This is a genomic window from Devosia lucknowensis, assembly GCF_900177655.1.
Lineage (GTDB): Bacteria > Pseudomonadota > Alphaproteobacteria > Rhizobiales > Devosiaceae > Devosia > Devosia lucknowensis.
On sequence record NZ_FXWK01000001.1, the window covers coordinates 634,657 to 658,988 of the forward strand.

General features: G+C 63.5%; 24 protein-coding genes and 1 tRNA gene. 14 read left to right on the plus strand and 11 right to left on the minus strand.

Annotated features, from left to right (window positions below; genetic code table 11):
- Positions 1 to 48 precede the first annotated feature (48 nt).
- From CCK88_RS02965 to CCK88_RS02990, 6 genes are all read left to right on the plus strand, one after another.
- Positions 49 to 1,125 carry a LacI family DNA-binding transcriptional regulator gene (locus CCK88_RS02965; RefSeq protein WP_086469047.1) on the plus strand — a complete coding sequence of 359 codons (1,077 nt, stop codon included), beginning with the start codon at positions 49 to 51 and terminating at the stop codon, positions 1,123 to 1,125.
- Positions 1,122 to 2,387 (plus strand): sugar ABC transporter substrate-binding protein, encoded by a 1,266-nt coding sequence (locus tag CCK88_RS02970; protein ID WP_086469048.1) that lies wholly within the window; start codon positions 1,122 to 1,124, stop codon positions 2,385 to 2,387. The genes CCK88_RS02965 and CCK88_RS02970 overlap by 4 nt, the downstream gene beginning before the upstream one ends.
- A gap of 132 nt (positions 2,388 to 2,519) precedes the next feature.
- Positions 2,520 to 3,548, plus strand: a complete 1,029-nt coding sequence (locus CCK88_RS02975; protein WP_170926331.1) for a carbohydrate ABC transporter permease — start codon at positions 2,520 to 2,522, stop codon at positions 3,546 to 3,548.
- Between the two features lie 2 nt (positions 3,549 to 3,550).
- Positions 3,551 to 4,429, plus strand: a complete 879-nt coding sequence (locus CCK88_RS02980) for a carbohydrate ABC transporter permease (protein WP_086469050.1) — start codon at positions 3,551 to 3,553, stop codon at positions 4,427 to 4,429.
- Positions 4,430 to 4,456: 27 nt separating this feature from the next.
- The gene (locus tag CCK88_RS02985) at positions 4,457 to 5,449 is read left to right on the plus strand and encodes a glycoside hydrolase family protein (RefSeq protein WP_086469051.1); all 993 of its coding nucleotides are present in this window, start codon (positions 4,457 to 4,459) and stop codon (positions 5,447 to 5,449) included.
- A gap of 17 nt (positions 5,450 to 5,466) precedes the next feature.
- Positions 5,467 to 6,546, plus strand: a complete 1,080-nt coding sequence (locus tag CCK88_RS02990; RefSeq protein ID WP_086469052.1) for an ABC transporter ATP-binding protein — start codon at positions 5,467 to 5,469, stop codon at positions 6,544 to 6,546.
- A 51-nt stretch (positions 6,547 to 6,597) separates the two neighbouring features.
- Here the strand turns inward: CCK88_RS02990 and add are convergent, their stop codons facing one another.
- Genes add through CCK88_RS03020 form a run of 6 tightly spaced genes read right to left on the minus strand, consistent with a single transcriptional unit; the run spans position 6,598 to position 12,743 of the window.
- Positions 6,598 to 7,590 carry an adenosine deaminase gene (gene add / locus CCK88_RS02995; RefSeq protein ID WP_086469053.1) on the minus strand — a complete coding sequence of 331 codons (993 nt, stop codon included), beginning with the start codon at positions 7,588 to 7,590 and terminating at the stop codon, positions 6,598 to 6,600.
- Complete coding sequence (locus CCK88_RS03000) at positions 7,587 to 8,657, minus strand: ABC transporter ATP-binding protein (protein WP_086469054.1); 1,071 nt, start codon at positions 8,655 to 8,657, stop codon at positions 7,587 to 7,589. Before CCK88_RS03000 ends, add begins: the two co-directional genes overlap by 4 nt.
- 11 nt (positions 8,658 to 8,668) lie before the next feature.
- The gene (locus tag CCK88_RS03005; RefSeq protein ID WP_086469055.1) at positions 8,669 to 9,523 is read right to left on the minus strand and encodes a carbohydrate ABC transporter permease; all 855 of its coding nucleotides are present in this window, start codon (positions 9,521 to 9,523) and stop codon (positions 8,669 to 8,671) included.
- Positions 9,520 to 10,389 carry a carbohydrate ABC transporter permease gene (locus CCK88_RS03010; protein ID WP_086469056.1) on the minus strand — a complete coding sequence of 290 codons (870 nt, stop codon included), beginning with the start codon at positions 10,387 to 10,389 and terminating at the stop codon, positions 9,520 to 9,522. The genes CCK88_RS03005 and CCK88_RS03010 overlap by 4 nt, the downstream gene beginning before the upstream one ends.
- Positions 10,390 to 10,436: 47 nt before the next feature.
- A complete protein-coding gene (locus CCK88_RS03015; protein ID WP_086469057.1) occupies positions 10,437 to 11,753 on the minus strand; it encodes an extracellular solute-binding protein in 1,317 nt (438 codons plus the stop codon).
- Between the two features lie 12 nt (positions 11,754 to 11,765).
- Complete coding sequence (locus CCK88_RS03020; protein ID WP_170926332.1) at positions 11,766 to 12,743, minus strand: nucleoside hydrolase; 978 nt, start codon at positions 12,741 to 12,743, stop codon at positions 11,766 to 11,768.
- 168 nt (positions 12,744 to 12,911) lie between these two features.
- On the opposite strand from CCK88_RS03020, the gene CCK88_RS03025 reads away from it, so the two are divergent.
- Positions 12,912 to 13,805: a LysR family transcriptional regulator gene (locus CCK88_RS03025; RefSeq protein ID WP_086469059.1), complete on the plus strand. Its 894-nt coding sequence runs from the start codon at positions 12,912 to 12,914 to the stop codon at positions 13,803 to 13,805.
- A 94-nt stretch (positions 13,806 to 13,899) separates the two neighbouring features.
- Here the strand turns inward: CCK88_RS03025 and CCK88_RS03030 are convergent.
- Positions 13,900 to 13,973: transfer RNA gene (locus CCK88_RS03030), tRNA-Gln, on the minus strand.
- Positions 13,974 to 14,366: 393 nt separating this feature from the next.
- Between CCK88_RS03030 and CCK88_RS03035 the strand changes: the two genes are divergently transcribed.
- A complete protein-coding gene (locus CCK88_RS03035) occupies positions 14,367 to 15,551 on the plus strand; it encodes a Ppx/GppA phosphatase family protein (protein ID WP_086469060.1) in 1,185 nt (394 codons plus the stop codon).
- Positions 15,541 to 16,272, plus strand: a complete 732-nt coding sequence (locus CCK88_RS03040; protein WP_086469061.1) for an RlmE family RNA methyltransferase — start codon at positions 15,541 to 15,543, stop codon at positions 16,270 to 16,272. The genes CCK88_RS03035 and CCK88_RS03040 overlap by 11 nt, the downstream gene beginning before the upstream one ends.
- Here the strand turns inward: CCK88_RS03040 and CCK88_RS03045 are convergent.
- The 4 genes from CCK88_RS03045 to CCK88_RS03060 all read right to left on the minus strand — a co-directional run bounded on the left by CCK88_RS03045 (position 16,255) and on the right by CCK88_RS03060 (position 19,959).
- A complete protein-coding gene (locus CCK88_RS03045) occupies positions 16,255 to 16,446 on the minus strand; it encodes a hypothetical protein (protein ID WP_086469062.1) in 192 nt (63 codons plus the stop codon). The two genes, CCK88_RS03040 and CCK88_RS03045, sit on opposite strands and share 18 nt — an antisense overlap.
- A gap of 61 nt (positions 16,447 to 16,507) precedes the next feature.
- The gene (locus tag CCK88_RS03050; protein ID WP_086469063.1) at positions 16,508 to 17,893 is read right to left on the minus strand and encodes an MFS transporter; all 1,386 of its coding nucleotides are present in this window, start codon (positions 17,891 to 17,893) and stop codon (positions 16,508 to 16,510) included.
- A gap of 25 nt (positions 17,894 to 17,918) precedes the next feature.
- Complete coding sequence (locus CCK88_RS03055; RefSeq protein WP_086469064.1) at positions 17,919 to 19,304, minus strand: MFS transporter; 1,386 nt, start codon at positions 19,302 to 19,304, stop codon at positions 17,919 to 17,921.
- Between the two features lie 112 nt (positions 19,305 to 19,416).
- The gene (locus tag CCK88_RS03060; RefSeq protein ID WP_086469065.1) at positions 19,417 to 19,959 is read right to left on the minus strand and encodes a hypothetical protein; all 543 of its coding nucleotides are present in this window, start codon (positions 19,957 to 19,959) and stop codon (positions 19,417 to 19,419) included.
- Positions 19,960 to 20,113: 154 nt separating this feature from the next.
- Between CCK88_RS03060 and guaB the strand changes: the two genes are divergently transcribed.
- The 5 genes from guaB to CCK88_RS03085 all read left to right on the plus strand — a co-directional run bounded on the left by guaB (position 20,114) and on the right by CCK88_RS03085 (position 24,257).
- Positions 20,114 to 21,616, plus strand: a complete 1,503-nt coding sequence (gene guaB / locus CCK88_RS03065; protein WP_086469066.1) for an IMP dehydrogenase — start codon at positions 20,114 to 20,116, stop codon at positions 21,614 to 21,616.
- A 69-nt stretch (positions 21,617 to 21,685) separates the two neighbouring features.
- Positions 21,686 to 21,901 (plus strand): DUF2188 domain-containing protein, encoded by a 216-nt coding sequence (locus CCK88_RS03070; protein WP_086469067.1) that lies wholly within the window; start codon positions 21,686 to 21,688, stop codon positions 21,899 to 21,901.
- A gap of 42 nt (positions 21,902 to 21,943) precedes the next feature.
- Positions 21,944 to 22,381, plus strand: coding sequence for an MAPEG family protein (locus tag CCK88_RS03075; protein WP_086469068.1), 438 nt, complete (start codon positions 21,944 to 21,946; stop codon positions 22,379 to 22,381).
- Positions 22,382 to 22,384: 3 nt separating this feature from the next.
- Entirely contained in the window at positions 22,385 to 23,671 is a 1,287-nt protein-coding gene (locus CCK88_RS03080) for an RsmB/NOP family class I SAM-dependent RNA methyltransferase (protein ID WP_086469069.1), read from the plus strand.
- Positions 23,672 to 23,774: 103 nt separating this feature from the next.
- Positions 23,775 to 24,257 (plus strand): TspO/MBR family protein, encoded by a 483-nt coding sequence (locus tag CCK88_RS03085; RefSeq protein ID WP_086469070.1) that lies wholly within the window; start codon positions 23,775 to 23,777, stop codon positions 24,255 to 24,257.
- Positions 24,258 to 24,332 lie beyond the last annotated feature (75 nt).

The following is a 24,332-nucleotide window of genomic DNA, read 5'->3' on the forward strand; positions in this document are numbered from 1 at the left end:
CGCAGCGGAATCGCATAGTGGCCGCGGATCGATCCGGAGGAGGAATGAGTGGCCACGATTTACGATGTCGCCAAAGCCGCAGGCGTTTCGCCCAAGACGGTCAGCCGGGTGATGAACGGCGACGCGCCGGTCAACCAGCAGACACGCGAGTCCGTCGAGCGGGCCATGCTCGATCTCAATTATGTCCCCTCCAGTGCCGCGCGCACTATGCGCTCGCAGCGTTCCGGTCTTATCGGCATGATCACCGGCGCCATTAGCACGAGCCATCATTTCGAAGATACCGGCCTGCCGGAAATTTACCTGGTGCAGGGCGCCCAGCGCGTCATCGACCAGAGCAACCGTACCTTGCTGATCGCCGACAGCGGCGGTTCCGCCGAACGCATTCCGGCGCTGCTCCAGACCTTTCTGGAGCATCGCGTCGAGGGTATCCTCTACGTTGCCGAGTATCACCGCGAAGTCAGCCTTCCGCTCAATGTGCGCGATCGGCCGGTCGTGCTGGTGAACTGCTTCGACGCCGCAGACACTCCGGCCATCCTGCCGGACGACGAAGGCGGTCAGTTCGCGCTGGTCGACGGGTTGGTCAAGCGGGGGCACCGGCGCATCGGCTATCTGACCTTGCCCCAGTCGCAGATCGCCTCCGGACTTCGCGTCGATGGCTATGCGCGCGCGCTGGCCGCGAATGGCATCGACTACGATGAAGGCCTCGTACAGATCGGCGCTCTGCCCAGCATCGTCAACGAATTCGACCTGCTCTGGGACGCTCTCGATCGCGTGTTGCGCGCCGAACCTACGGTAATCTGCTGCGCCAACGACAAGATGGCGATGCGGGTCTACGGGCTGTTGCGCGAGCGGGGCATCGCCATTCCACAGCAGATTTCGGTCGCCGGCTACGACGACTACCGCATGATTGCGGAACACCTCCATCCCCGCCTGACCAGCGCCGAGCTGCCCTATGCCGCCATGGGCGCGCTCGCGGCGGACAAGCTGCTGCGTCTGATTGGCGGCACCGTCAAACCAAACGAGCCGAACCGGGAAGTGGTCTCGGCTCCGGTCGCCTGGCGCGAAAGCGTCCAAACACGTGACGGCGTCGTCACGCAATTACACTCAAGGAGGAAAGATCCATGACGTCCCTGCGCATTCTGGCCACAAGCCTGACCCTGACCACCGCGATGAGCACGGCAGCATTCGCACAGACCGAGCTCAGCTTCTGGTACCACGGTGCCGGCCAGCCGGTTGAGCGCGACATCGTCGTCGGCATCATCGATGACTTCAACACCTCGCAGAGTGAGTGGAAGGTCGTGCTGCAGGAATTCCCGCAGGCCGCCTACAACGATTCCGTCGTTGCCGCCGCTGTCGCCGGCAATCTGCCCGACATTCTCGACGTTGACGGCCCCAACATGCCGAACTGGGCCTGGGCCGGCTACATGCAGCCCCTGCAGCTCTCGGAAGGCGCTCTCGACGGTTTCCTGCCGGGCGCCATCGGCGAATATGACGGCGAAGTCTATTCGGTGGGCCTCTGGGACGCGGCGATCGCAATGTACGCCCGCAAGTCGACGCTCGAGAAGTTCGACATTCGTGTGCCGACCCTTGAGGAGCCGTGGACCCGCGAGGAATTCGACGACATCCTGGCAACGCTCAAGGATTCCGGCGAGTTTGAATATCCGCTGAACCTGGGCATGGCCGATCAGGGCGAATGGTATCCCTATGCCTTTGGCCCGTTCCTCTGGAGCTTCGGTGGCGACATGGTGGATCGCACCACCTACGAAACCGCCGAGGGCGCGCTCAATGGCGATGCAGCGGTAGCGTTCGGCGAGTGGTGGCAGAGCTTGTTCACCAACGAATATGCCCCGGGCACCAGCCAGGACATGGCTGACCATGAGACCGGCTTCATCGACGGCAAGTATGCCCTGCAGTGGAATGGCAACTGGGTCGCCGTGAAGACGCTCGAAGCCCTGGGTGACGACGTGCTGTTCCTGCCCGCACCGGATTTCGGCAACGGTCCCAAGATCGGCGGCGCATCCTGGCAGTTCGGCGTTGCGGCAACCTCCGAGCATCCTGAGGGCGCCAGCGCCTTTATCGAATTCGCGCTCAAGCCCGAATACCTGGCCGCATTCTCCGACGCGATTGGCCTCGTTCCGGCCACGGCCGAAGCCGCTGCGCTCACCGAAAACTACAAGCCCGGCGGCGCTCTGGAAGTCTTCTACGGTCTCTCGGAAGCCCAGGCCATGCTGCGTCCGGTGACCCCTGGCTACGTGTTCGAAGCGCTCGAATTCCGCAAGGCACTGGCCGATATCGCCAATGGTGCCGACGTCGTCGACGCGCTGGATGCGGCCACCGACGCCATCAATAACGATATCAGCCGCAACAACAATTACGCGGCGCGGTAACGTCCTCCCCTGACGAACAGGGCCGGCCCGGATGACCTTCGGACCGGCCCGAACCAGTGCGAGCCAATCGGGTCAGTCATGCGCAAAACGAAATCGAAATCTCTGGAATCGCACACGCTGGCCGGATGGCTGATGAGCGGTCCCGCCTTTGCGTTGATCACCCTGTTCCTGATCGTGCCATTCCTCCTGGCCTTCTGGTTCTCCTTCACCAATCAGCGCCTGATTTCCCCCAATCCGACGCAGTTGGTGGGCCTCACCAATTACGAGCAGCTCCTTGGCGTCGGCGTGCTGACGCTTGAGCCGGAGCGTGCCGACGATGGCAGCCTGGTCGTGAGCGCCGACGGCGCCCTGACCTATCCGCGCACCCGCGATTACACCCGCAACAATCCAGACTATCCCCATCTCAACGGCATGCGCGAATGGTTCAGCTGGGACTGGGGGGAGAACCGCACGATGGTGCTGGCGCGCGACCTCGTCTTCGTCAAGGCGCTCACAAATACGCTTTTCTTCGTTGCCGTGGTGGCGCCGGTCCAGTCGGCATTGGCTCTGCTCCTGGCTCTGATGATCAATCAGAAGCTGCGCGGCATAAACATATTCCGCACCGTCTATTTCATGCCAGTGGTCGTGTCGATCGTGGTCGTGTCGCTGCTCTGGCGCTTCATCTATGACGGCCGTAGCGGCCTGCTCAACAACCTGCTGCAGTTCATCTCGTTCGGTCAGTTCAGGCCGGTCGACTGGCTCGGAAATCCCGACACGGCCATGCTGGCCATCATCGTCATGTCCATCTGGCAGGCGGTGGGTTTCCACATGGTGATCTGGCTCGCAGGCCTCCAGAACATTCCGACCTCGCTTTACGAAGCGGCCGATATCGAGGGCGCAAGCACCTGGCAGAAGTTCCGCTTCGTCACCTGGCCGGGCCTGCGCAATACGGCGGTTCTCATCCTCGTCGTCATCACCATGCAGGCCTTCGCGCTGTTCGCGCAGATCGACGTCATGACCAATGGCGGTCCGCTCGACTCCACGCAGACTCTCGTTTTCCAGGCTGTCCAGCGCGGTTACGAACAACAGAACATTGCCGGCGGCTCTGCCATATCGGTGTTGCTCTTCCTCATCGTCCTCGTCATTTCGCTGTTCCAGCGCTACGTCACCAGGGAGCGTTGATCATGGCTGCAGTCATGTCGCCAAATCAGAACCTCAAGACCGGTCTCAAATACCTGCTGCTGATCCTTGTCGCGCTGGTCTTCGTGTTCCCCATCGTGTTCATGGTGATGAGTTCACTCAAGCCCGACGCGCAGCTGCTGCGGGACACCTCCTCGTTCAACGCCTTCCTGCCGGTTGGCGACGTTTCGCTCGACAACTACTTCGCCGCATTTCGGCGCGCACCGGTCGGGCTGTTCGTCTTCAACTCCATCTTCGTCACCGTAATCACGGTGATCGGCTCGCTGTTGCTGTGCTCGATGGCAGCGTTTGCGTTCGTATTCATGGAATTCCGGGGCAAGAGCGTTCTGCTTTCGATCATCATCGCAACGCTCATCGTGCCCTTCGAAACCATCGCCGTGCCGATGCTGATGGTGGTCAATTCGCTGCCATGGATCGGGGGCAACGGCATCACCTGGGGTTGGCTCAACACCTATCACGTGCAGATCGTGCCGTTCCTGGCCGATGCCCTCACCATTTTCCTCTTCGTCCAGTTCTTCCGCGATCTGCCCAGGGAACTGATCGAGGCCGCGCGCCTCGATGGCGCCAGCTGGTTCCAGGTCTATCGCATGGTGATCGTGCCGATCGCCGGCCCGGTCTTTGCGACCGCGGCGATCCTGAAATTCCTCGCCATGTACAACCAGTATCTCTGGCCGCTCATGGTCACGCAGTCCGAGCAGTTCCGGCCCGTTATGGTGGGCCTGCAATATTTCTTCCAGCTCAACACCGCCTGGGGCGAAGTCATGGCCTACCTTTCCATGATCACCCTGCCGGTCCTCGCCTTCTACCTTTTCCTCCAGCGCGCCTTCATTACCTCGATCGCCTCCACGGGCATCAAGGGCTAGAGCGTTTCCATCTAGAAAGACACGATTTTGGTTCTCGCACTTAAAGACAAATGGATCTGGGATTTTTGGATTTATCGCGATGGCGATGACTACCACATCTATTTCCTTCAGGCCGACAACACCCTGGCTCACCCCGACATGCGCCATCGCAATGTCACCCAGGGCCACGCGGTCTCGAAAGACCTGATCAACTGGACCCATCTCGGCACGACCTTTGCGCCTTCCGCCCCGACCGCCTGGGACGACTGGACCACTTGGACCGGCTCGACCCTGCGTGACGACGACGGGCTCTGGCACCTCTTCTATACCGGCACGGAACATGCCGAAGAGGGCATGAAGCAGCGCATCGGCCACGCCACCTCGACCGATGGTCACAACTGGACCCGCGTCGGCAATGGCCTCGCGCTCGATATCTCGGGCCCGGACTACGAAGAATACACGCCCGGCCACTGGCACGACCGTGCCTTCCGCGATCCGTGGGTGATGAAGAACCCGAAGGGCGAGGGCTGGATCATGTATATGGTCGCCCGCAAGCCCGGCACCGCAGAGCCCAATGCCGGCGGCACGGTTGGCTTCGCCACCTCGCCCGATCTCTATACATGGACGCTGCAGCCACCGGTCTATGCCGGCGAAATGTTCGGCCAGATGGAAGTGCCGCAGGTCTTCGAAGTGAACGGCAAGTGGTACATGCTGTTCTGCACAGATGGCTCTCACTGGTCCGAGGCGTATAAGCGCTTCAATCCGGAAAAGCCGGTTCGCGGCACTCACTATCTCATCGCCGATGACCCGCAGGGCCCGTGGGACGTCGCGCCCGGCCCGTTTTTCGACGGCGCTCAGGGCAGTCGCTATGCCGGCAAGATCGTCGAAACCGATGCCGGGCTGATGTTCATGGGCTTCCTCCATGACGCCGCCGATGGCTCGTTCATTGGCCAGGTGTCCGATCCCATTCCGGTCCGGGTGGATGCCGAACGCCTGTTGCACACCGAACTCGACAAGCTTCCCCCGGGCGCCAAAGTCTAGGGATCGAGGAGAACATCATGGCTGGTCTGAGCCTGTCCCAAATCCGAAAGACCTACGGCAAGGTCGAGGTCATCAAGGGCGTCGATCTCGAAATCGAGCATGGCGAGTTCGTGGTCTTCGTCGGCCCTTCCGGCTGCGGCAAGTCTACGCTCTTGCGCATGATCGCGGGCCTCGAGGACATCACCGATGGCGAACTCAGGATTGGCGATCGCGTGGTCAATGGCGTGCAGCCGCGAGACCGGCGCGTGGCAATGGTGTTCCAGTCCTACGCGCTCTATCCGCATATGACCGTCTACGACAATGTCGGTTTCGGCCTTCGGATCAATCGCACGCCCAAGGCCGAGCGCGATGCCAAGATCCGCGAGGCGGCGCGCATCCTGCAGATGGAACACCTGCTCGAACGCAAGCCGGCCCAGCTCTCGGGCGGCCAGCGCCAGCGCGTCGCCATCGGTCGCGCCATCGTGCGCCAGCCGGAAGTTTTCCTGTTCGATGAGCCGCTATCCAACCTGGATGCGGCGCTGCGCATGGATATGCGAATGGAGATCTCCAAGCTTCATCAAGACCTTGGCGCCACCATGATCTACGTGACGCACGACCAGGTGGAGGCCATGACCCTGGCCGACAAGATCGTCGTGCTGAACGGCGGCATCGTGCAGCAGGTCGGCTCGCCGCTCGATCTCTATCATCGCCCGGCCAACCTTTTCGTCGCCGGCTTCATCGGTTCACCCAAGATGAACCTGGCGACGGTCACCGTCGAGGCAAGCGATGCGACCTCGGTTCGCGTCTCCGGCCCGACAATGGCGGCTCAGACCCTGCCGCTCGATGGTCAGCCTCCCTCGGTCGGCTCGACGCTCACGCTCGGTGTCCGTCCCCACGAACTCAAGCCCCTGCCGGAAGGCGCCTTCACGGGCAAGGTTTCGCTGGTCGAACATCTGGGCAATGAAACCATCGTCAATCTGACGCTGAGCGACGGACAGGGGCTCATCGTGGCACTCGACGGCGACACACCATGCTCGCTCGGCCAAACCCTGTCAGTCGGTTTCGCCCCCACCAAGGCCCACCTGTTCGACGCCCAGGGCCTCCGCCTCAATCCTTGAGGCCATAAGGTAACGCAGGAGGCTGGGTGTGCTGCAAAGCACCTGGCCTCTTTACTTGAGGAAGCCTTCGATCTGCCGGCGCTGCGGTGGCTCGAGAAAGCTGACCGCAAGGGCGTCCAGATTAGCGCTGCGGAAATCGTCCGCCTCCCAGCCGAAGACGCCGTGCATGCGCTGGTATTCTGCTCGCAACGTCAGGTCTGTCGGCCCGCGCGCGTCGGTGTTGACCGAGAGCGAGACGCCGGCTCGGCGGAGGCGATCGATGGGGTGATCGGGGTAGGTTGGAAACACGTCGATCTGGATGTTGCACGATGGGCAGACTTCGAGGTGGACTTCGTGTTCGAGGATCAGGTCGATGACGGCAGGATCTTCGATGCTGCGCACGCCGTGGCCAACGCGGCGGACGCCAAGTTCGCTGATCACTTCCCGGACGCTCTGGGCGCCTGTCGCCTCGCCAGCATGCGCCGTCATCCGGATGCCCCGGTCGGCTGCGCGGCGAAAAACCGGGATGTGCTGAGCAAGACCGTAGCCCGCCTCGTCGCCGGCAAGGTCGATGCCGCCCACGCCTTGCTCAGCGTACTTTTCCGCCAAAGCCAGGATCTCGAAGCCTTGCGCGGTGTCGTCCGGGCGCAGGGTGCAAAGGATCAGCCGCGCTTCGACGGGGTGCAGCCGCTTTCCCTCGTTGAGCGCGGCAAGAACGATCTCGACAACCTGTTCGGTTCGCAGCCCCTCCAGCTGGTGCAGGTGCGGCGCGAAACGGATTTCGGCATAGACGACATTGTCGTCGGCAAGCTGGCGTAGGAGGTCAATGGTCGCGATGCGCAGAGCTCGTTCTGTCTGTAACAGGGCTAGCGGCGCCGCCAGGTAACGGAAGTAGTCAACAAGATTGACGCACTTCTTCGGTGCCAGAAAGTCGGCGCGATAGCGTTCCAGCGTCATGCCGGGCACGAGAGCGCTGACGGATTGGAAGCTCGTCGAGCAATCGAGATGCAGGTGCAACTCGACCTTTGGCAGGTCCGCGACTGGGGAGGGAGCAGGGGCCGTCATCGCACGCGTGCTCCAGTCGTCGCATCGAAGAGAAAGGCGCGGGCGGGGTCGAAGCCGGTCGCAAGCGTGGTGCCGCGGCCCACAGTGCGGGCGTCGCGCATCTCGATGGTCAGCGGATGAGCAGAGCCAGAGCCAATATAGGCGTATGAAGCGCCGCCGAGATGTTCGACGAGATCGACGGTGACCGAGAGGCGCACCGGCAGGTCGGGACCGAAATGTTCGGGACGGACGCCGATGAGCAGATCCTGACCCTGTTGTGCCGCGGCAGTGATCGCGAGGGGCACGACGACATTGCCATGGTCAGGCAAGCGGATCTGGCCATCGGCGCCGCGTTCGGCACGCAGGAAATTCATGCGCGGCGAGCCGATGAAACCGGCGACGAACAGGTTTGCCGGATCATCGTAGAGGCTGAGCGGCGTGCCGGCCTGTTCGACACGGCCGGCGCGGAGAACCACAATCTTGTCGGCAAGGGTCATGGCCTCAACCTGATCATGGGTGACGTAGATCATGGTAGCGGCAAGGTCGGCATGCAGCCGGGCGATTTCAAGCCGCATCTGGACGCGCAGTTCGGCATCAAGATTGCTGAGGGGTTCGTCGAAGAGGAAGATTTCCGGCTGCCGGACGATGGCGCGGCCAATGGCGACACGCTGGCGCTGGCCGCCCGAGAGTTGTTTGGGCTTGCGATCGAGCAGTTCCGTCAGGTGCAGCGCCGCGGCGGCGTCAGCGACCTTGCGATCGACTTCGGCGCGCGGCACGCCATTCATGCGGAGGCCAAAGCCGATATTGTCGCGTACGCTCATATGCGGATAAAGCGCGTAGGACTGAAAGACCATCGCCACGCGGCGATCGGATGGGTCGAGATCGGTCACGTCGCGCTCGCCGATCGTGATTGTGCCGGCGCTGACAGTCTCAAGGCCCGCGATCATGCGCAATAGTGTCGACTTGCCACAGCCCGAAGGCCCGACGAAGACCGCGAACTCACCGTTCTCGATCGCAAGATCGACACCATGGATGATGTCGGTATCGCCGAAGGATTTGCGAACATCTGAAAGCGTGAGACTCGCCACGGAAAACTCCTTCAGCCCTTGATGCCGGCGCCAGCGAGACCCTGCACGTAATAGCGTTGCAGCGGCAGCAGCAGGGCGATGGGGATCAGGGCAGTGATGACGGAAACCGCAAAGAGCTGGTTCCAGATGGTTTGGTACTGCTGCTGGAAAGCGGCCATGCCGACCTGGATCACCTTGAACTGCTGGCTCGGCATGGTGAGCAGCGGCCAGAGGAAGGCTTCCCACTGGAAGATGAACAGCAGCAGCGCGGCGCTGATGCAGGTCGGCAGCGACAGCGGCACGTAGATGCGGAGGAGGATATTCAGCCAGCTGACGCCATCGAGACGGGCCGCTTCGGCATAGTCTTTCGGCACCTGGCTGAAGAATTGGTAGAACAGGAAAACCGCAAGGCCGTTGGCGATGCTCGGCACGATCAGCGCCGCGATATTGTCGAGCCAGCCGAGCTGCTGCGTTACCGTGTAGAGCGGCAGGGCGATGGCCTCGAAAGGCAGCATGAAGCTGATGATGATGGCCGAGAGCACAATCTTCTTGCCCTTGAAATCAAACATGGCGAAGGCAAAGCCGGCTGCGCCATTGACGATTAGCCCCGCGATCATCGTGACGAAGGCCACCAGCATGGTGTTGGCGATGATAAGGCCGAAGCCACGCTCGAAAATGCCGGTATAGGCCTCGGTCGTGAATGGCGTCGGCAGAAGCGCCTTGGGCGTGAACGGAAAAATATCGGCAAAGATCGCGCCATTGGGGCGCAGCGATGAGACGATCGCCCACCAGAGCGGCAGCACGAAGATGAAGGCGATGAGGAGATAGGCGAGGTGTTTCAGCCCAAAACTGAGCACCTTGCCGGGCTTTGCCGTGCGCGCGGTCATGAGCGTGCCTCCCGGCCCGAGAGGAGCCTGAACTGGGCGGCGACGATGACAAGGAGGATGGCCACCACCACGACGATGATGGCCATTGCGCGGCCCATGTCGCCAAAGATGAAGCCGGACTTGTAGGCCTCGTACATCAGCACATTGGTGCTGTCGGCAGGACCGCCCTGGGTCAGCATGAAGATCGGTGCGAACAGCAGGAAGTTGATCGAGACGTCAGCGACCAAAACGAACAGCAGGGTCGGGCGGAGCAGGGGAATGGTGATGAAAATCAGCCGCTGCCACGCCTTGACGCCATCGATGCGGGCGGCGTCGTATATCTCCGGAGAGATGGTCTGCAGCCCGCCGATGATGAAGATCATCCAGTAGGAAATGCCCTTCCAGGTCGCGATGGCGATGATGGAATAGAGCGCCAGGCTCTCGGAGGTGAGCCAGGGCTGCGCCGGTACGCCGGCAATGCCGATGAGGCCGTTCACGAGGCCGTCCTGCGTCAGCATGATGCGCCAGATGATGACAGCTGTCGGCAGCGATACGCCGATGGGGATGAGGAAAAGGACGCGATAGAGCGTCACGCCCTTGAAATTCTGCACGTAGAGCAGCGCAAGGCCAAGCGCCAGGGCGATCTGGATGGGATTGATCAGCAGGTTGAACCAGAAGGTCACCTGCATGGATTTCCAGAACGTTTGATCGGCGAGCAGGGACAGGTAGTTGTCGAGTCCGACAAAGACCTGCTGGCCCCGCACCATGTTGAAGAAGCTGTCGCTGACGGCGAGGGCGACGGGATAAAGGCGGAAAACGACAAGCCCGATGATTGCGGGGGCCAGGAGAGCTGCAATCAGCAGGACCGGGGTGCGCGATCTGGACATGTCGTTTTCCCTCGGAGCGCCCGCGGGAGGTCGGGCGCTCTTTGACTTTACTGTGCCACGCGCGCCGCGGCGGACTCGAACTTTTGTACGGCGCTCGCCAGCGCATCGGCAACTGGCACGCCATTGGCGATGTCGACGAAAGCTGTGCGGAACGCATCCTGCAACTGGCCATAGGCAGCCGTCACCGGCCGCGCGACCGCGGTGTTGAGCGAGTCATAGACGCCGAGGCGGAAGACGTTCTGCGGGAAAGCGTCGTAGTCGGCAGAGGTGCTGATGGTATCGAGCAGCGGCTTATAGGTCGGCAATTGCTGGAGACTGTCGAACCAGGCCTTGGTGCCCGCGTCGCTTGTGGTCAGGTAGCTGGCGAAATCCATGGCCTCGGCCTGATTGGCCGAGGCGGCATTGACGCCGACATACCAGGAGCCTGTCGGGGTAACGACGGAGCCGCCTTCGAAATAGGGGTAGGGCGCGACGCCGAAGTCGATGTCGGTGGCCGACAGGATCGGCAGGTTCCAGGTGCCGCCGGCAAACATGGCCAGCTGGCCATTGCCAAAGAGCGAGGCAGCCTCGCCATAGCCGAGGCTCTTCGGGCTCACCGCCCATGTGTTGTAGAGGTCGCTCCAGAACGTGGCGGCCTTGGTCCAGGCTTCGCTGTCGAGATAGCCCTTGGCGGTATACCCATCCGGGCCGATCACCGGGCTCCCGAGGGACTCGCCGAAGGGCTGCAGCTGGTAGAGTTCGCCGAACTGCTCGACGGTGAAGCCGTAGGTCGTGGTGCGGCCATTGTCCTTGACCGTGAGCTTCTGCGCGGCGTCGGCCACCTGCTCCCAGGTCCAGCGTTCGGACGAGGCGAGCGTGTCGACTTCCGCCTGGGTGGCGGTTTCGCCCTTGGTCAGGCCGGCTGGCGGGGTGATGCCGGCGGCCTCGAACAGCGCCTTGTTGAAATAGAGCACCTGGGCCGAGTTGTTGATCGGCAGCGCATACTGGGTGCCGTCATACTGGCCGGCCTGTACGGCGGCAGGCACGAGCTCGCCCGTGCTGATGGCCGGATCGATGGGCGAGAGGAAGCCGCGCGAGGCATAGCTCGCGAGCAGCGGGGCATCGACATAGACGAGGTCGATGCCGGTATCGGCCGAACGCAGGCGCAGTTCGGCAACCTGGAAGAACTGCGCGAAGGGGTAGGACTGCAGATTAATGGCGATGCCGGGATGGTCGGCCTTGTAGGCATCGACCACGGCCTGCATGGCGGTGGTGTCGCCGCCCTCGATGACGATCATGTTGAGCGTCTTGTCCTGAGCCAGCGCGGTGCCGGCGAGAAGGCTGGCGGCAAGGCCGGCAGCGATGGCGAAGGTCATGGTCTTCATCTTAGGCACCCTTTATCTGGTTGAGGAAATTCGGCCGGCCGCCCAGCTTAGGGCTTCTGTGACCAGCGCGGCAAAGCGAATTGGATCGGCCTTGATGGCCACGGCGACATTCTTGACCCGCGTGTCGTGTGCGGGATCTTGCGGACGCATGTCGATCAGGGTCTGGCCGTAGCCGCCGTCGGCACTCACCAGGACCTCGCCGGGGCGCTCGGTGAGCTCGAAGATCGTTGGCTCGATCAGGTAGGCGATGGCGCAGGGGTCGTGCATGGGCGCGCCCGGCTTGTCCGCACCGGCAAACCGGAAATAGGTGCCGCAATAGAAATCCATGATATCGGCCACCGGATTGCTGCCCGGCTGCGCGGCGCGGATTTTGGCGACGTCTTCCCGACGCATCAGAGTCTGGTGCGTCGCGTTGAGCCCGAACATGACGAGCCTCACGCCCGAGCGGAAGACGATCCGCGCCGCTTCCGCATCGGCCCAGACATTGAATTCCGCCGCAGGGGTGACATTCCCCTCGGTCGCCGAGCCACCCATGAACACCACTTGCCTGAGCTTTTGCGCCAGGCTCGGTCGCAGGGCCAGCGCCAGCGCCAGATTGGTCATCGGGCCGATTACGACGAGCGTGATCTCGCCGGGGGCCGCTTCCACACGTTCGATGATGGTATCGACCGCATGCTGCGTCTGCACCGTGCCGCGGGCCGGCGGCAGGTCTTCGCCGGCACTGTCGAGGCCGCTCGGGCCGTGGAACTCGGCGGGAAAAGCATAGCGATGCAGCAATGGCTGCTCGGCGCCTGCGTAAACCGGAACGTCGAGCCCGAATGCGTCGACGATCCGCAGGGCATTGTTGGTGGTGTGATTGAGCGGCGCGTTGCCGCACACGGTCGTGATCGCTTCGAGCTTGATCGAGGGATGCCATGCCGCGAGTAGGATCGCCGCCATGTCGTCGTGGCCGGGGTCGCAGTCGATGATGATGCGGTGAATGTCACTCAAGGCGGCAAACTCTTTCCATGGCGCAGTTTTGCTGAGGCGCGGGGGCCAAGGCTTGAAACGCTGCCCAACCCTTTGGCGCCTCGAAATATGCATGTGAGGCTAGGCCAGATGACAGAAGTGCGACAGCAGACTATTTTGGCTTTCAGTTGACTTTTCCTGAGGCAAGCCGTGCTGCATCTGCTCAACGCCATGAGAGCTTTCGAGGTCGCTGCCCGGCTCGGCAGCATCAAGCGCGCGGCCGAGGAGCTGCGCGTTTCGGACGGCGCCGTCAGCCGCCATATCAAGAACCTCGAGGACGAACTGGGCGTGCCGCTCTTCGAACGCGGCAATCGTTCGCTGCGCTTGACGCCCGCCGCCGCGACCTTCGCCGCGACGCTGAGCGAAGCCCTGGCCTCGATCAATCGTGGCACCGAGCACCTCAAGGCCCTGCATGACCAGTCGACGATCATGCTGACGGCGCCCGACACCTTCCTGCTGCGCTGGCTTGTGCCTCGCTTGCAGGGCCTCGAAAAGGCACTGGGCGGAGTGTCGGTGCGGATCACCACCTGGTCGCGCGAGATCAATCCCGCCGACCGCTCCATCGATATCTATGTCGGCGTCGGCAAGCTGCTCGACATCCCGGGCATGGTGGTCAGTCCGGTGGCGCCGGAAACCTTCGGGCCGGTGATCAGCCCCATGATTGCCCGCGGGCGGCAAATCGGCGCAGCGGCCCTCTGGGAGATGCCGCGCCTCGATATCCGCTGGCCGCCTGACATGTGGACCAACTGGGCGCGCGAAGCCGGCATCGACCTACCGCCCAAGGAAAGCGTCTGGTATGACAGCCTTTCCTTCAGCGTGCAGGCCGCCGAAGCCGGGCAGGGCGTAGCCATCGGCCCTGGCCCGGCCATCTGGGACGCCCTTGAGCAGAACCGACTCATCGCGCCGCTCGGCATGGTCACCCGCCAAGGCCACTGGTTTCTGGCCTGGCGCGAAGACCGCTCCCACCGCACGATGCAAACCGTCCGTCGCTGGTTTGAAAATGAAATGTCCCGCGGCCTGAGGTTTGAAGCTAGGTCAGGGTAGCCAGAACTTAACGCGATTGCACCCGTTCCAGCGTCCGCCGCAGCCATCCGCCGAAAGCCGCGAGGTGCGGGCGAGCTTGCTGCGGTGGAAAAATTGGCTGGGGAACCTGGATTCGAACCAAGATCGACGGAGTCAGAGTCCGCTGTTCTACCATTGAACTATTCCCCAGCAGGTGCCTGCTGGCTGGCGGCGCGGTGCAGCGGGGCTGCGGTGGCGGCGCGGGGTCTCCATTAGACAAAGCTTGGAGAGATTGCAAGCGTCTGGGACAGGGTGCGCCGCGGAAATGTGGAAAGATCGGTCGGCGTCGGGTCTCAGTGCCGGGCGGGCACCGTGCCACTGCCGGCATGAGGTGCAAAATTGGGGCAGGGGTGTCGCCCTGCCGCGCGGGCTCAACGCCCGCGGCGAAAACTCCTTGAGCGGCGGCAGCGACTTGGGGGACAACCACTCCATTGCGCTTTGGCCCCCCTTGCTCTACCGTCGTCCCCGACAACGCAACAATGATGTGCGTTCGGGCGCGGCCGGGTGACCGGTCTTTTGCGACCGCGCACGAAGGAGCCTTCAGTGACCGATTCCCTTCGGTCCGCCGCTGCTTCGTCCCTCGTGGACGAGGCAGGGTCTGGCGCATCTTCCGGCAATGGCCGGAAGGAGCGGGGCGGTTCGCCGCCGTCTGCTCACGCGACGGATCAGCGGACGCATGCCCCCTCCCATCCGCGGCGCGGCCGCGGTCCGCTCTACGCGGCGCTCGACCTGGGCACCAACAATTGCCGTCTCCTCATCGCCCGCCCGCATGATCGCGGTTTCCGTGTCCTCGACGGTTTTACGCGCATCGTCCGGCTGGGCGAGGGCGTGTCGGTCACCGGCCGGCTCGGCGACGCCGCCATGGAGCGCACCATGGATGCGCTGCGCCAGTGCCGCAACAAGCTGCGCGACCACCAGCCGACGCGCATGCGGCTGATCGCCACCGAGGCCTGCCGGGCCGCCGAGAATGGTCCCGCCTTCCTCGATCGCGTCCGGAACGAGATCGGCCTCGAGCTTGAGATCGTCGATCGCCGCACGGAAGCCGAACTCGCCGTCACCGGCTGCGCCGACCTCATCGATGGCGAAGCCCAGGGCGCGCTGATGTTCGACATCGGCGGCGGTTCATCGGAGCTGGCCTGGCTCGATTTCAGGGGCGGCCGGCCGCGGGCGCAGGGGCGCATGTCGGCTTCGATCCGCTCCTGGCAATCCATGCCGGTGGGTGTCGTCTCGATCGCCGAGAAATTCGGCGGCGTCGATGTCACCGCCGATGTCTTCGAAGCCATGGTGGACTTCGTCGGCACCCACCTTCGCCAGTTCCGCGGGCGTGAAAAGCTGCGGCAGATGATCGGCACCCATCCCGTCCACCTGATCGGCACCTCCGGCACCGTCACGACGCTGGCGGGCCTCCATCTCGGTCTCGAACGCTACGAGCGCCAGAAGGTCGACGGGCTCTGGATGCGGCGCGAACAGGTCGACGAGACCATGCGTGCTCTGCTTGGCATGCCGTTCGAGCGTCGCGTCGCCCACCCCTGCATCGGCAAGGACCGCGCCGATCTGGTCCTGCCCGGCTGCGCCATCTTCGAGGCGATCCGGCGTGAATGGCCCACCGAGCGCGTGCGCGTCGCCGATCGCGGCCTGCGCGAAGGCATCCTGATTTCGCTGATGGATGCCGATCGCGCGCAAAAGCGTCCCAATCGCTATCCGAGGAGGCCGGGCAATGGCCAATAACAAGGCACTGGGTACCGGCGGCCGCAAGTCCGACAAGGACCTCAAGATCCGGGTGAAGACCGCCAAGGGTCGCAAGGTCGCTTCGACCAAGTGGCTCGAGCGCCAGCTCAACGATCCCTATGTGGCGCGGGCCCGCGCCGAAGGATATCGCTCGCGCGCCGCCTTCAAGATCAAGGAGATGGACGAAAAGCAGAAGTTCTTCAAGAAGGGCATGCGGGTCGTCGACCTGGGCGCTGCGCCCGGTGGTTGGTCGCAGGTGGCGGCCAAGGCGGTCGGCTCGACCATCGAGAATCCGCTGGTCGTGGGCATCGACTACCTCGACATGGACCCCATTCCGGGGGTCATCCTGTTCAAGAAGGATTTCACCGAGGACGACGCCCCTGCCTTGCTGATCGAGGCGCTGGGCGGGCACAAGGCCGATGTGGTGATGAGCGACATGGCCTGGCCCACAACCGGCCACCGCGCCACCGATCACCTGCGCATCGTCCACCTCATCGAAATCGCGGCAGATTTCGCCATCCAGGTGCTCAATCCCGGCGGTTCCTTCGTCGCCAAGGTGTTCCAGGGCGGCACCGAGCATGAGCTGCTGCACATGCTCAAGCGCCACTTCAACACCACGTTCCACATCAAGCCGCCCTCGAGCCGGAAGGATTCGGCGGAGGCCTATCTTGTGGCGAAGGGGTTCAAGGCGGTTCAGCCCGAGTCAGTTGAGGAATTGTAGTACCCCGTCGATCAACTGGCACCGATTGGAAAATCCGATGCCGGCGCCGAAGGCGAGGCCAAGACTGCCGAGGATCGCGGCACCGGCCAGATTGTACTGCAAGCCGAACCAGGCGCCCGCACCGGCACCACAGGCTGCGCACAACACCACCCAAATCGCTCGTCGCATCGTCATGCGCTTTATCTGCGATCTGAGCCGCGATGTCACAAGCCTCGCTCTGCTTTAGTGGTTAAACTCAATGCACGTGTGGCCCGCCCAGAAGCTGGTGTCCGGCATTGCGGGGCAGGCGCGCGAACAGCACGGTCGCGACGAAGCCGACCGCGGCCACCACGTAGAAGGCGACATGGAAATCGGCCAGCGCCAGCTCGCCTCCGCCGCGCAGGCGGTGCGCCAGTTCCAGCACGCCGCCGCCCAGCGCCACGCCCATGGCGAACATCAACTGGCCCCAGACCTGGCTCATCACATTGGCCTGTCCGGCGTCCTTGTCCTCCACGTCGGCGAAGGTGAAGGCGTTGGAGCCGGTCCAGAATGTCGATTGCCAGAAGCCGGTGAAGACCAGGATGGCGAGGATCAGCGGAATGGGCGTCGACGGGTCATAAAAGCCCATGACCAGGATGCCCGCCGCCCCGATGCCGCTCGAGATCACCAGCGGATACTTGAAGCCCCAATGCGCGAACATCCAGTTGGCGACGAACTTGGCGACCAGCGCGCCGATGGCGCCGGCAAAGGTCACCATCCCGCTCTCGAACGGTGACAGGCCGAAGCTGAGCTGCAGCATCAGTGGAAACAGGAACGGCGTCGCCCCCTGGCCCAGTCGAAAGAAGGTACCGGCCACGATGGTGATGCGGAAATTCCGCACCCGGAGCAACCGCAGATCGAGCAGCGGATATTCGCTCGCCAGCGCGTGCCGCGTGTAGAAATAACCCAGCACCATGCCGGCCACCGCCGCGACCATGCCGATTGCCGGGGGCAGGGCGGGCAGGCTCACCACCGAGCAGCCGAAGGCGAAGAGCGCAAAGGCCAGCCCCGCAAGCACGAAGCCCTTGCCATCGATACTGCGCGGCCGGTTGCGCTGTTCGTTGGGCAGCGCGAAGCCGACCAGCACGATGCCCAGCACGCCGATCGGGACGTTGATGATGAAAATCCAGTGCCAGGAAAAATACGTCGTCAGGAAGCCGCCGAAGGGCGGTCCGACGATCGGGCCGATCAGGGCGGGGATCGTCAGCCAGGCCATGGCGTCGACCAGCTGGTGACGCGGCGTCATGCGCACCAGCACCAGCCGCGCCACCGGCCCCATCATGGCGCCGCCCATGCCCTGCAGGAAGCGGGCGCCCACGAACTGCGCCAGCGAGCCCGAGAACGCACAGGCGATGGAGCCGGCCATGAACACCAGCATGGCGATTCGAAACACGCGACGGGCGCCGAAGCGGTCTGCCATCCAGCTCGAAATGGGAATGAAGATGGCGAGCGCCACGAGATAGGCCGTCAGCGCCAGCTTGAGCGAAATCGGGTCGGTACCGATATCGGCGGCAATGGCCGCCAGCGATGTGGCGATGACCGTGGAGTCCATGTTTTCCATGAACAGCGCGGTGGCGAGGATCAGCGGAACAGTACGCGACACATATCATCCGGCCCCAACGGGCCGCTCACTCTTTGATGGCCCTGTGGCCTGAAACATTGCTGCCCGCATCGGGTGGAAGCACGAAATAAACGAAACCGGCCAGCGCGCTGAGGCCGCCGACCACGAAAAAGGCGAGTTGAAAATTGAACAGGGTCAGCTCGCCGCCACTGAAATGGGTCGTGACTTCGAGGATGCCGCCTGCGACGGCAACGCCGAACGCCACCGACAATTGCTGGGCCACGGCCACGATGGCAGTCGCCTGGCTGGCTTCTTCATCGGAAATATCGGCATAGCCGATGGCGTTGGATCCGGTGAAGAACATCGAGCGCAGCACGCCGCCCACGATCAGCACCGTCATCATGACCGGCACCGATGTCTCGGCCGTAAAGGCGCCCTGGGCGGCGATCAGCAGGCCGCCGAAAATGGCCGCGAAACCAAGTACGCGCGGGAAGCCGAACCGCGCGAACACGCGCTCGGCGATGAACTTGCTGCCGATGGCGCCGAGGGCCGAGACGAAGGTGATCGCGCCGGACTGGAACGGGTTGAGGCCGAATCCCAGTTGCAGCATCAATGGCAGCAGGAACGGCACCGCGCCGACACCGATGCGGAACAGCGAACCGCCGGTGATCGAGGAGCGGAACAGCGGATGCCGGAACAATCTGGGATCGAGCAGCGGATACGGCACTTTCTGCGCGTGCAGCAGATAGAGCAGTGCCGCCGTCACGCCGATGGCCAGGGTCATGTAACCGTAAATGATCGGCAGCGCCGGCAAGCTGACCACCGAGAGGCCGAAAACCGTGCCCGAAAAGGCCACCGCTGCAATGAAAAAGCCGACGAGGTCGACGGGTCTCGGCGTGCGTTCATCGGGCACTTGCAGGTAGATGCCGGAAAGGATGATGCCGGCAATGCCGATCGGGATGTTGATCCAGAAAATCCAGTGCCAGCTGAGATAAGTCGTGAGAAATCCGCCGATCAGCGGTCCTGTGACGGGCGCGACGAGGGCAGGGACGGTGAGCCAGGCCATGGCCGAAACCAGCTCGTTGCGCGGCGTCGAGCGGACCAGAAGGAGGCGCCCGACCGGCGTCATCATCGAACTGCCGATCCCCTGGAAGAATCGCGAGGCTACGAACGTCTCCAGCGAATAGGCGAAAGAGCAGGCGAGCGATCCCAGCATGAACACGAAGATCGCCAGCCGGAAGATGTTCTTGGCGCCGAACCGGTCCGCCATCCAGCCGCTGATCGGAATAAAGATCGCCAACGCCACGAAATAGGCCGTCAGCGCCAGCTTCAGCGCAATCGGCTCGGTGCCGATATCGGTCGCAATGGCCGGCAACGACGTGGCGATGACGGTCGAATCCATCTGTTCCATGAACAGGGCGACCGCCAGGATGAGCGGGGTAACGCGGATCAAGGCGAGGAACCGGAATGAGTCGGGGTGTGGCCGCGAGATGCGACCCCACCACTATGGGCTCCTCGCTCCGCCACGCCTAGCCCCAAAATGCCCGTTCTTTAGACGCATGCGGCTACCACACGGGCAGCAGTCCCTTGCAGGCCTTGGCGTCTGCGACCGGTAGCCGGAACTGTCGATCGTCCGCGCCCGGTTCGAGGGAGAAACTCTCTGCTTCGCCGTCGCTGCCGCATTCTCCTTCCATGCGGATGTAGCCAGTGGCTTCGAGGTCGATCAGCAAGCCACCGTTTCTCGCGGCACTGACAGCCACGCCACCACCGTCACAGTCGACGCCGCATCTGAGGAGGCCGCCTTCGCCCGGCCAGCACCCGCCGGACGTATAGCCCTTCGTGCCGTCGCGCAACGTGACGGTCATGCCGAACAAGGTAAGCCCCGCATCCTCCGGCTCCGGCTCATCGTGCGCATAGAAGCCGGCGGCAAAGGTCATGGTGGTGACGCTCTGCCTGGGGTGCGCGGCGAGATGCCCCTCGTCGTATACCCGCTGCCAACAGGCGGTCGCGCCGTCTTGCTGTGGCACCAGCTCGAACGGGTCCTGGGCCGACACTGGCGAGACCAGCAAAATCAGGCCTGCCACGGAAAAAGCCAGTCGCTGCATCATCGATCTCCTCATGCCGAACATGCCGCAATCCGGCCCCTAGGCAAAGCCCTGCGCCGGTGCTATTGACCCTCGCCAACCTGAACCCGCGACTCCTCGGCGCCGGTTCACATTCCAACAGTTCTGTATTTTATCAGAAGGCAGGAAGGGTCTGGCCTTGGCGAAGATTATTACTACCATCACCGGCGACGCGGCACTGACATTCGACGACGTGCTGCTGCAGCCGGCCCGTTCCGACATCCTGCCCACCGAAACCGATGTTTCCACCTATGTCACCAAGGACATAGCGCTCAATCTTCCCATCCTGTCTTCTGCCATGGACACCGTCACCGAAGCCAATATGGCCATCGCCATGGCCCAGGCCGGCGGCATGGGCGTGATCCATAAGAACCTGACCTCCGCCGAACAGGCCGAGCAGGTCCGCATGGTCAAGTCCTTCGAAAGCGGCATGGTCGTCAATCCGATCACCATCGGACCCGAGGCCACCCTGGCCGACGCGCTGGCGCTCATGCAGAAGAGCCGTATCTCCGGCATTCCCGTGGTCGAAAACGGCGGCACAGGCGGCCGCGCCATCGGCAAGCTGGTCGGCATCCTCACCAACCGCGACGTGCGCTTCGCCTCCCACCCCGCGCAGCCGATCCGCGAGCTGATGACGCACCAGAACCTCATCACCGTGCGCGATGGCGTCAGCAAGGACGAGGCCAAGGTGCTGCTGCACAAGCATCGCATCGAGAAGCTCCTCGTCGTCGATGAGGACTATCGCTGCATCGGTCTCATCACCGTCAAGGATATCGAGAAGGCACAGTTGCACCCCAATGCTGTCAAGGACGAGCAGGGGCGCCTTCGCGTCGCGGCGGCGTCGACGGTGGGTGACAACGGCTTCGAGCGTTCCCTGGCACTGATCGACGCCGGAGTCGATCTCCTCGTCATCGATACCGCCCACGGACACTCGGTTCGCGTCGCCGAGGCCGTCGAGCGAGTGAAGCGCGAAAGCAATTCCACCCGCATCGTTGCCGGCAATGTCGCCACCGCAGAAGCCACCCGGGCCCTGATCGATGCCGGTGCGGATGCGGTCAAGGTCGGTATCGGCCCGGGCTCGATCTGCACCACACGTATCGTCGCCGGTGTGGGCGTTCCGCAGCTGGCTGCCGTCATGGGATGCGCCGAGGAAGCCTCCAAGTCGGGCATTCCGGTCATCGCCGACGGCGGAATCAAATTCTCAGGCGATATGGCTAAGGCCTTGGCGGGCGGCGCTTCCTGCGTGATGGTCGGTTCGCTGCTGGCCGGCACCGACGAAGCGCCGGGCGAGGTCTTCCTCTATCAGGGTCGCTCCTACAAGTCGTATCGCGGCATGGGCTCGGTCGGGGCCATGGGCGCCGGTTCGGCCGATCGCTATTTCCAGCAGGACGTGCGCGATCAGATGAAGCTCGTGCCCGAGGGCATCGAGGGCCAGGTGCCTTACAAGGGCCCGGTCAATGCCGTGCTGCACCAGCTCGCCGGTGGCCTCCGCGCCTCCATGGGCTATACCGGCGCGCACACCCTCAAGGACTTCCGCGAGAACTCGGTCTTCGTGAAAATCTCGGGCGCCGCGCTCAGTGAAAGCCACGTGCACGACGTGACCATCACCCGCGAAGCCCCCAACTACCGCAGCGGACGCTGACCCATGCTCCATGCGGCCTGCAACGCGGCGCGCCGGTGCCACGTTGTAGGTCGCATAGAGGAGGACGGGATGAGCGAAAGTCACTTCCTGGTTTATCTGCGCAACGGGTCCTGGCAGCATTCAAATCGTGGCACCACTTCGGCGCCGTTCAGCAGCCGGGAAACGGCGATCGAGGCGGCTATCGAGGAAGCCCGCCAATCCGGCGATGCCTCGGCCGAGGTGATCGTCCAGGACTCCGAAACGTCGACCGAAACGGTGTGGCGGTCCGGGTCTGACAAGGCCTGACGCGCCCATAAGGCGTCCAGAGCGCGCCATTCGAGCGAGGATATGATGCCACTGGTCGAAAAGCTGTTCATCCTCGCCATCGGCGCGCAGGTCATGCTCACGCTTGTCATTCTGGTTCTGATGGGTCGCGAGCGCGTGCCGCGGGTCATGAGCGGCGAAATTCGCGTGGCCGACATTGCCGTGGAACGCACCGCCTATCCGCTGAAAGCCCGTCTTCTGTCGAACAGCTTCGACAACCAGTTCCAGCTGCCTGTGCTGTTTTTCGTGGCGGCACTGCTGGCGCTTCATGTCGGGCTCGTCGGCTGGATCGAGGTTGTCCTGGCCTGGCTTTTCGTCGGCCTCCGCATTCTCCACGCCGGCATTCACGTCACCACCAATCGCGTGCATCGCCGTTTTGCAGCCTATGCAGCCGGCCTTGCAGTCCTTGCCGTTCTCTGGCTATGGCTGCTCATCCGTATTCTCCTCGCCCCGAGTATCTGACCCATGCGCCTTCCCGGCCGACTTGCCGCCGCCATTGAAGTCCTCGCCGATGTCAAGCAGCGCAAGCGTCCGGTGTCGGAGGCCCTCAAATCCTGGGGGTTGAACAACCGTTTCGCCGGCGCTGGCGACCGGGCTGCGATCGGCAACCTCGTCTATGACGCCCTTCGCCGACGGGCCTCGCACGCCTTCGCCATGGGCAGCGACAGTCCGCGCGCGCTTGTGCTCGGCGTCGCCATGCGCGACTGGGGCGAAACGCCTGCAGCGCTCGACGCCGCCTTCGCCGAAGACAACCACGCGCCTGCCGCGCTGTCGCCCGAAGAAGCCGCCGGCGCCACCGCCGACCTTGGCGGCGCGTCGCCCGTGGTCCAGTCCGATTTCCCCGACTGGCTGGCGCCCTCGCTCCAGCGCGCCTTCGGTGCCGACTGGGTCGCTGAGGGACAGGCCATGGCCGGTCGCCCCTCGCTCGACCTGCGCGCCAATGCCCTGAAGGCCGCGCCTGAAAAGGTCATGAAGTCTCTCGCCCGCTTCTCGCCCCAGCCCGCCGCCATAGCCCCGTTCGGCGTGACCATGCCGGCCGGCCCGCGCGATGCGCGAACGCCCAATGTCACGACCGATGAGGGATACCTCAAGGGCTGGTTTGAAGTGCAGGACCAGGGCAGCCAGATCGTTGCCGCGCTTGCTGGTGCGCGTGAAGGCGACCAGGTGCTCGACCTCTGTGCCGGGGCAGGGGGCAAGACCCTGGCGCTGGCCGCCACCATGGGAAACAAGGGCCAGATCTTCGCCTATGACAGCGATCGGTCGCGTCTTGCGCCCATCTACGATCGCCTGAAGCGCAACGGCGTCCGCAATGCCCAGGTCCGCGCGCCACACCCGGGCGCACTGGACGATCTGGTGGGCAAGCTCGACCGCGTGGTCGTCGATGCGCCCTGCACAGGTACTGGCACCTGGCGTCGCCGCCCCGATACCAAGTGGAAGCTGACCCCGGAACTGCTTGCGCAACGCCAGGCCGAGCAGGCCGCGCTTCTGGTGGAAGCGGCGCGCTACCTGAAGTCCGGCGGAACGCTCGTCTACATCACGTGCTCGATCTTGCCTGAGGAGAACGATGACCAGGTCGCCGCTTTCCTCGCGTCCACGCCCGGCTTTTCCAGCGTCGATATCACTTCCGCCTGGCGCCAGGCGCTGATCACCGAAATCCCGCCGGGCCTCGCCACACCAGGTGGTGGCATCTGTCTGACGCCCCATCGCACCGGAACCGACGGGTTTTACTGCCACTTGCTCCGCAAGGCCTAGTGCGCGCATTGCGCCGCCTGTCCCTGAGGATTTTGACGCCTCGGTGAACCACCGGGCGCCGCCCACGTTCTCCCTTTCGACACCGTTGAAACGGAGACCCGACATGTCCGCGGCGACAAGCGCATACCGCAGCCCTCAATCCTGGATAACCCTGGCCATCTTTCTGGCGCTCGTGGTCGGCGTGGGTGCCCTTATCGGCACGCAGACTGCACCCGGCGCCTGGTATGAACAGCTCCAGAAGCCGCCGCTCAATCCCCCCAACTGGGTGTTCGGCCCGGTCTGGTTCGCTCTTTATGTGTTGATCGCCGTCGCTGGCTGGCGCGTCTGGATTGACGAGCCCAAGTCGACCGCCATGAAATTCTGGGGCGCGCAGATGTTGCTGAACTGGGCCTGGTCCCCGGTCTGGTTCGGCGCCAACATGCCCTGGCTCGCTTTCGCCATCATCATCGCGCTCTGGCTGTCGATAGTGGGCTTCATCATGTCGGTCCGCCACCGCGACGCCCTTTCGGCATGGCTCTTCGTGCCCTATCTCGCTTGGGTGAGTTTTGCCACTTACCTGAACCTGTCGATCGCCCTGCTGAACTAGCGTCGTCAGAGGCCCGAGCCCCCGCTCTGGAGCATGGCATTCATCCCGAACGCCATGCTTGCGTTAATCGGTTGG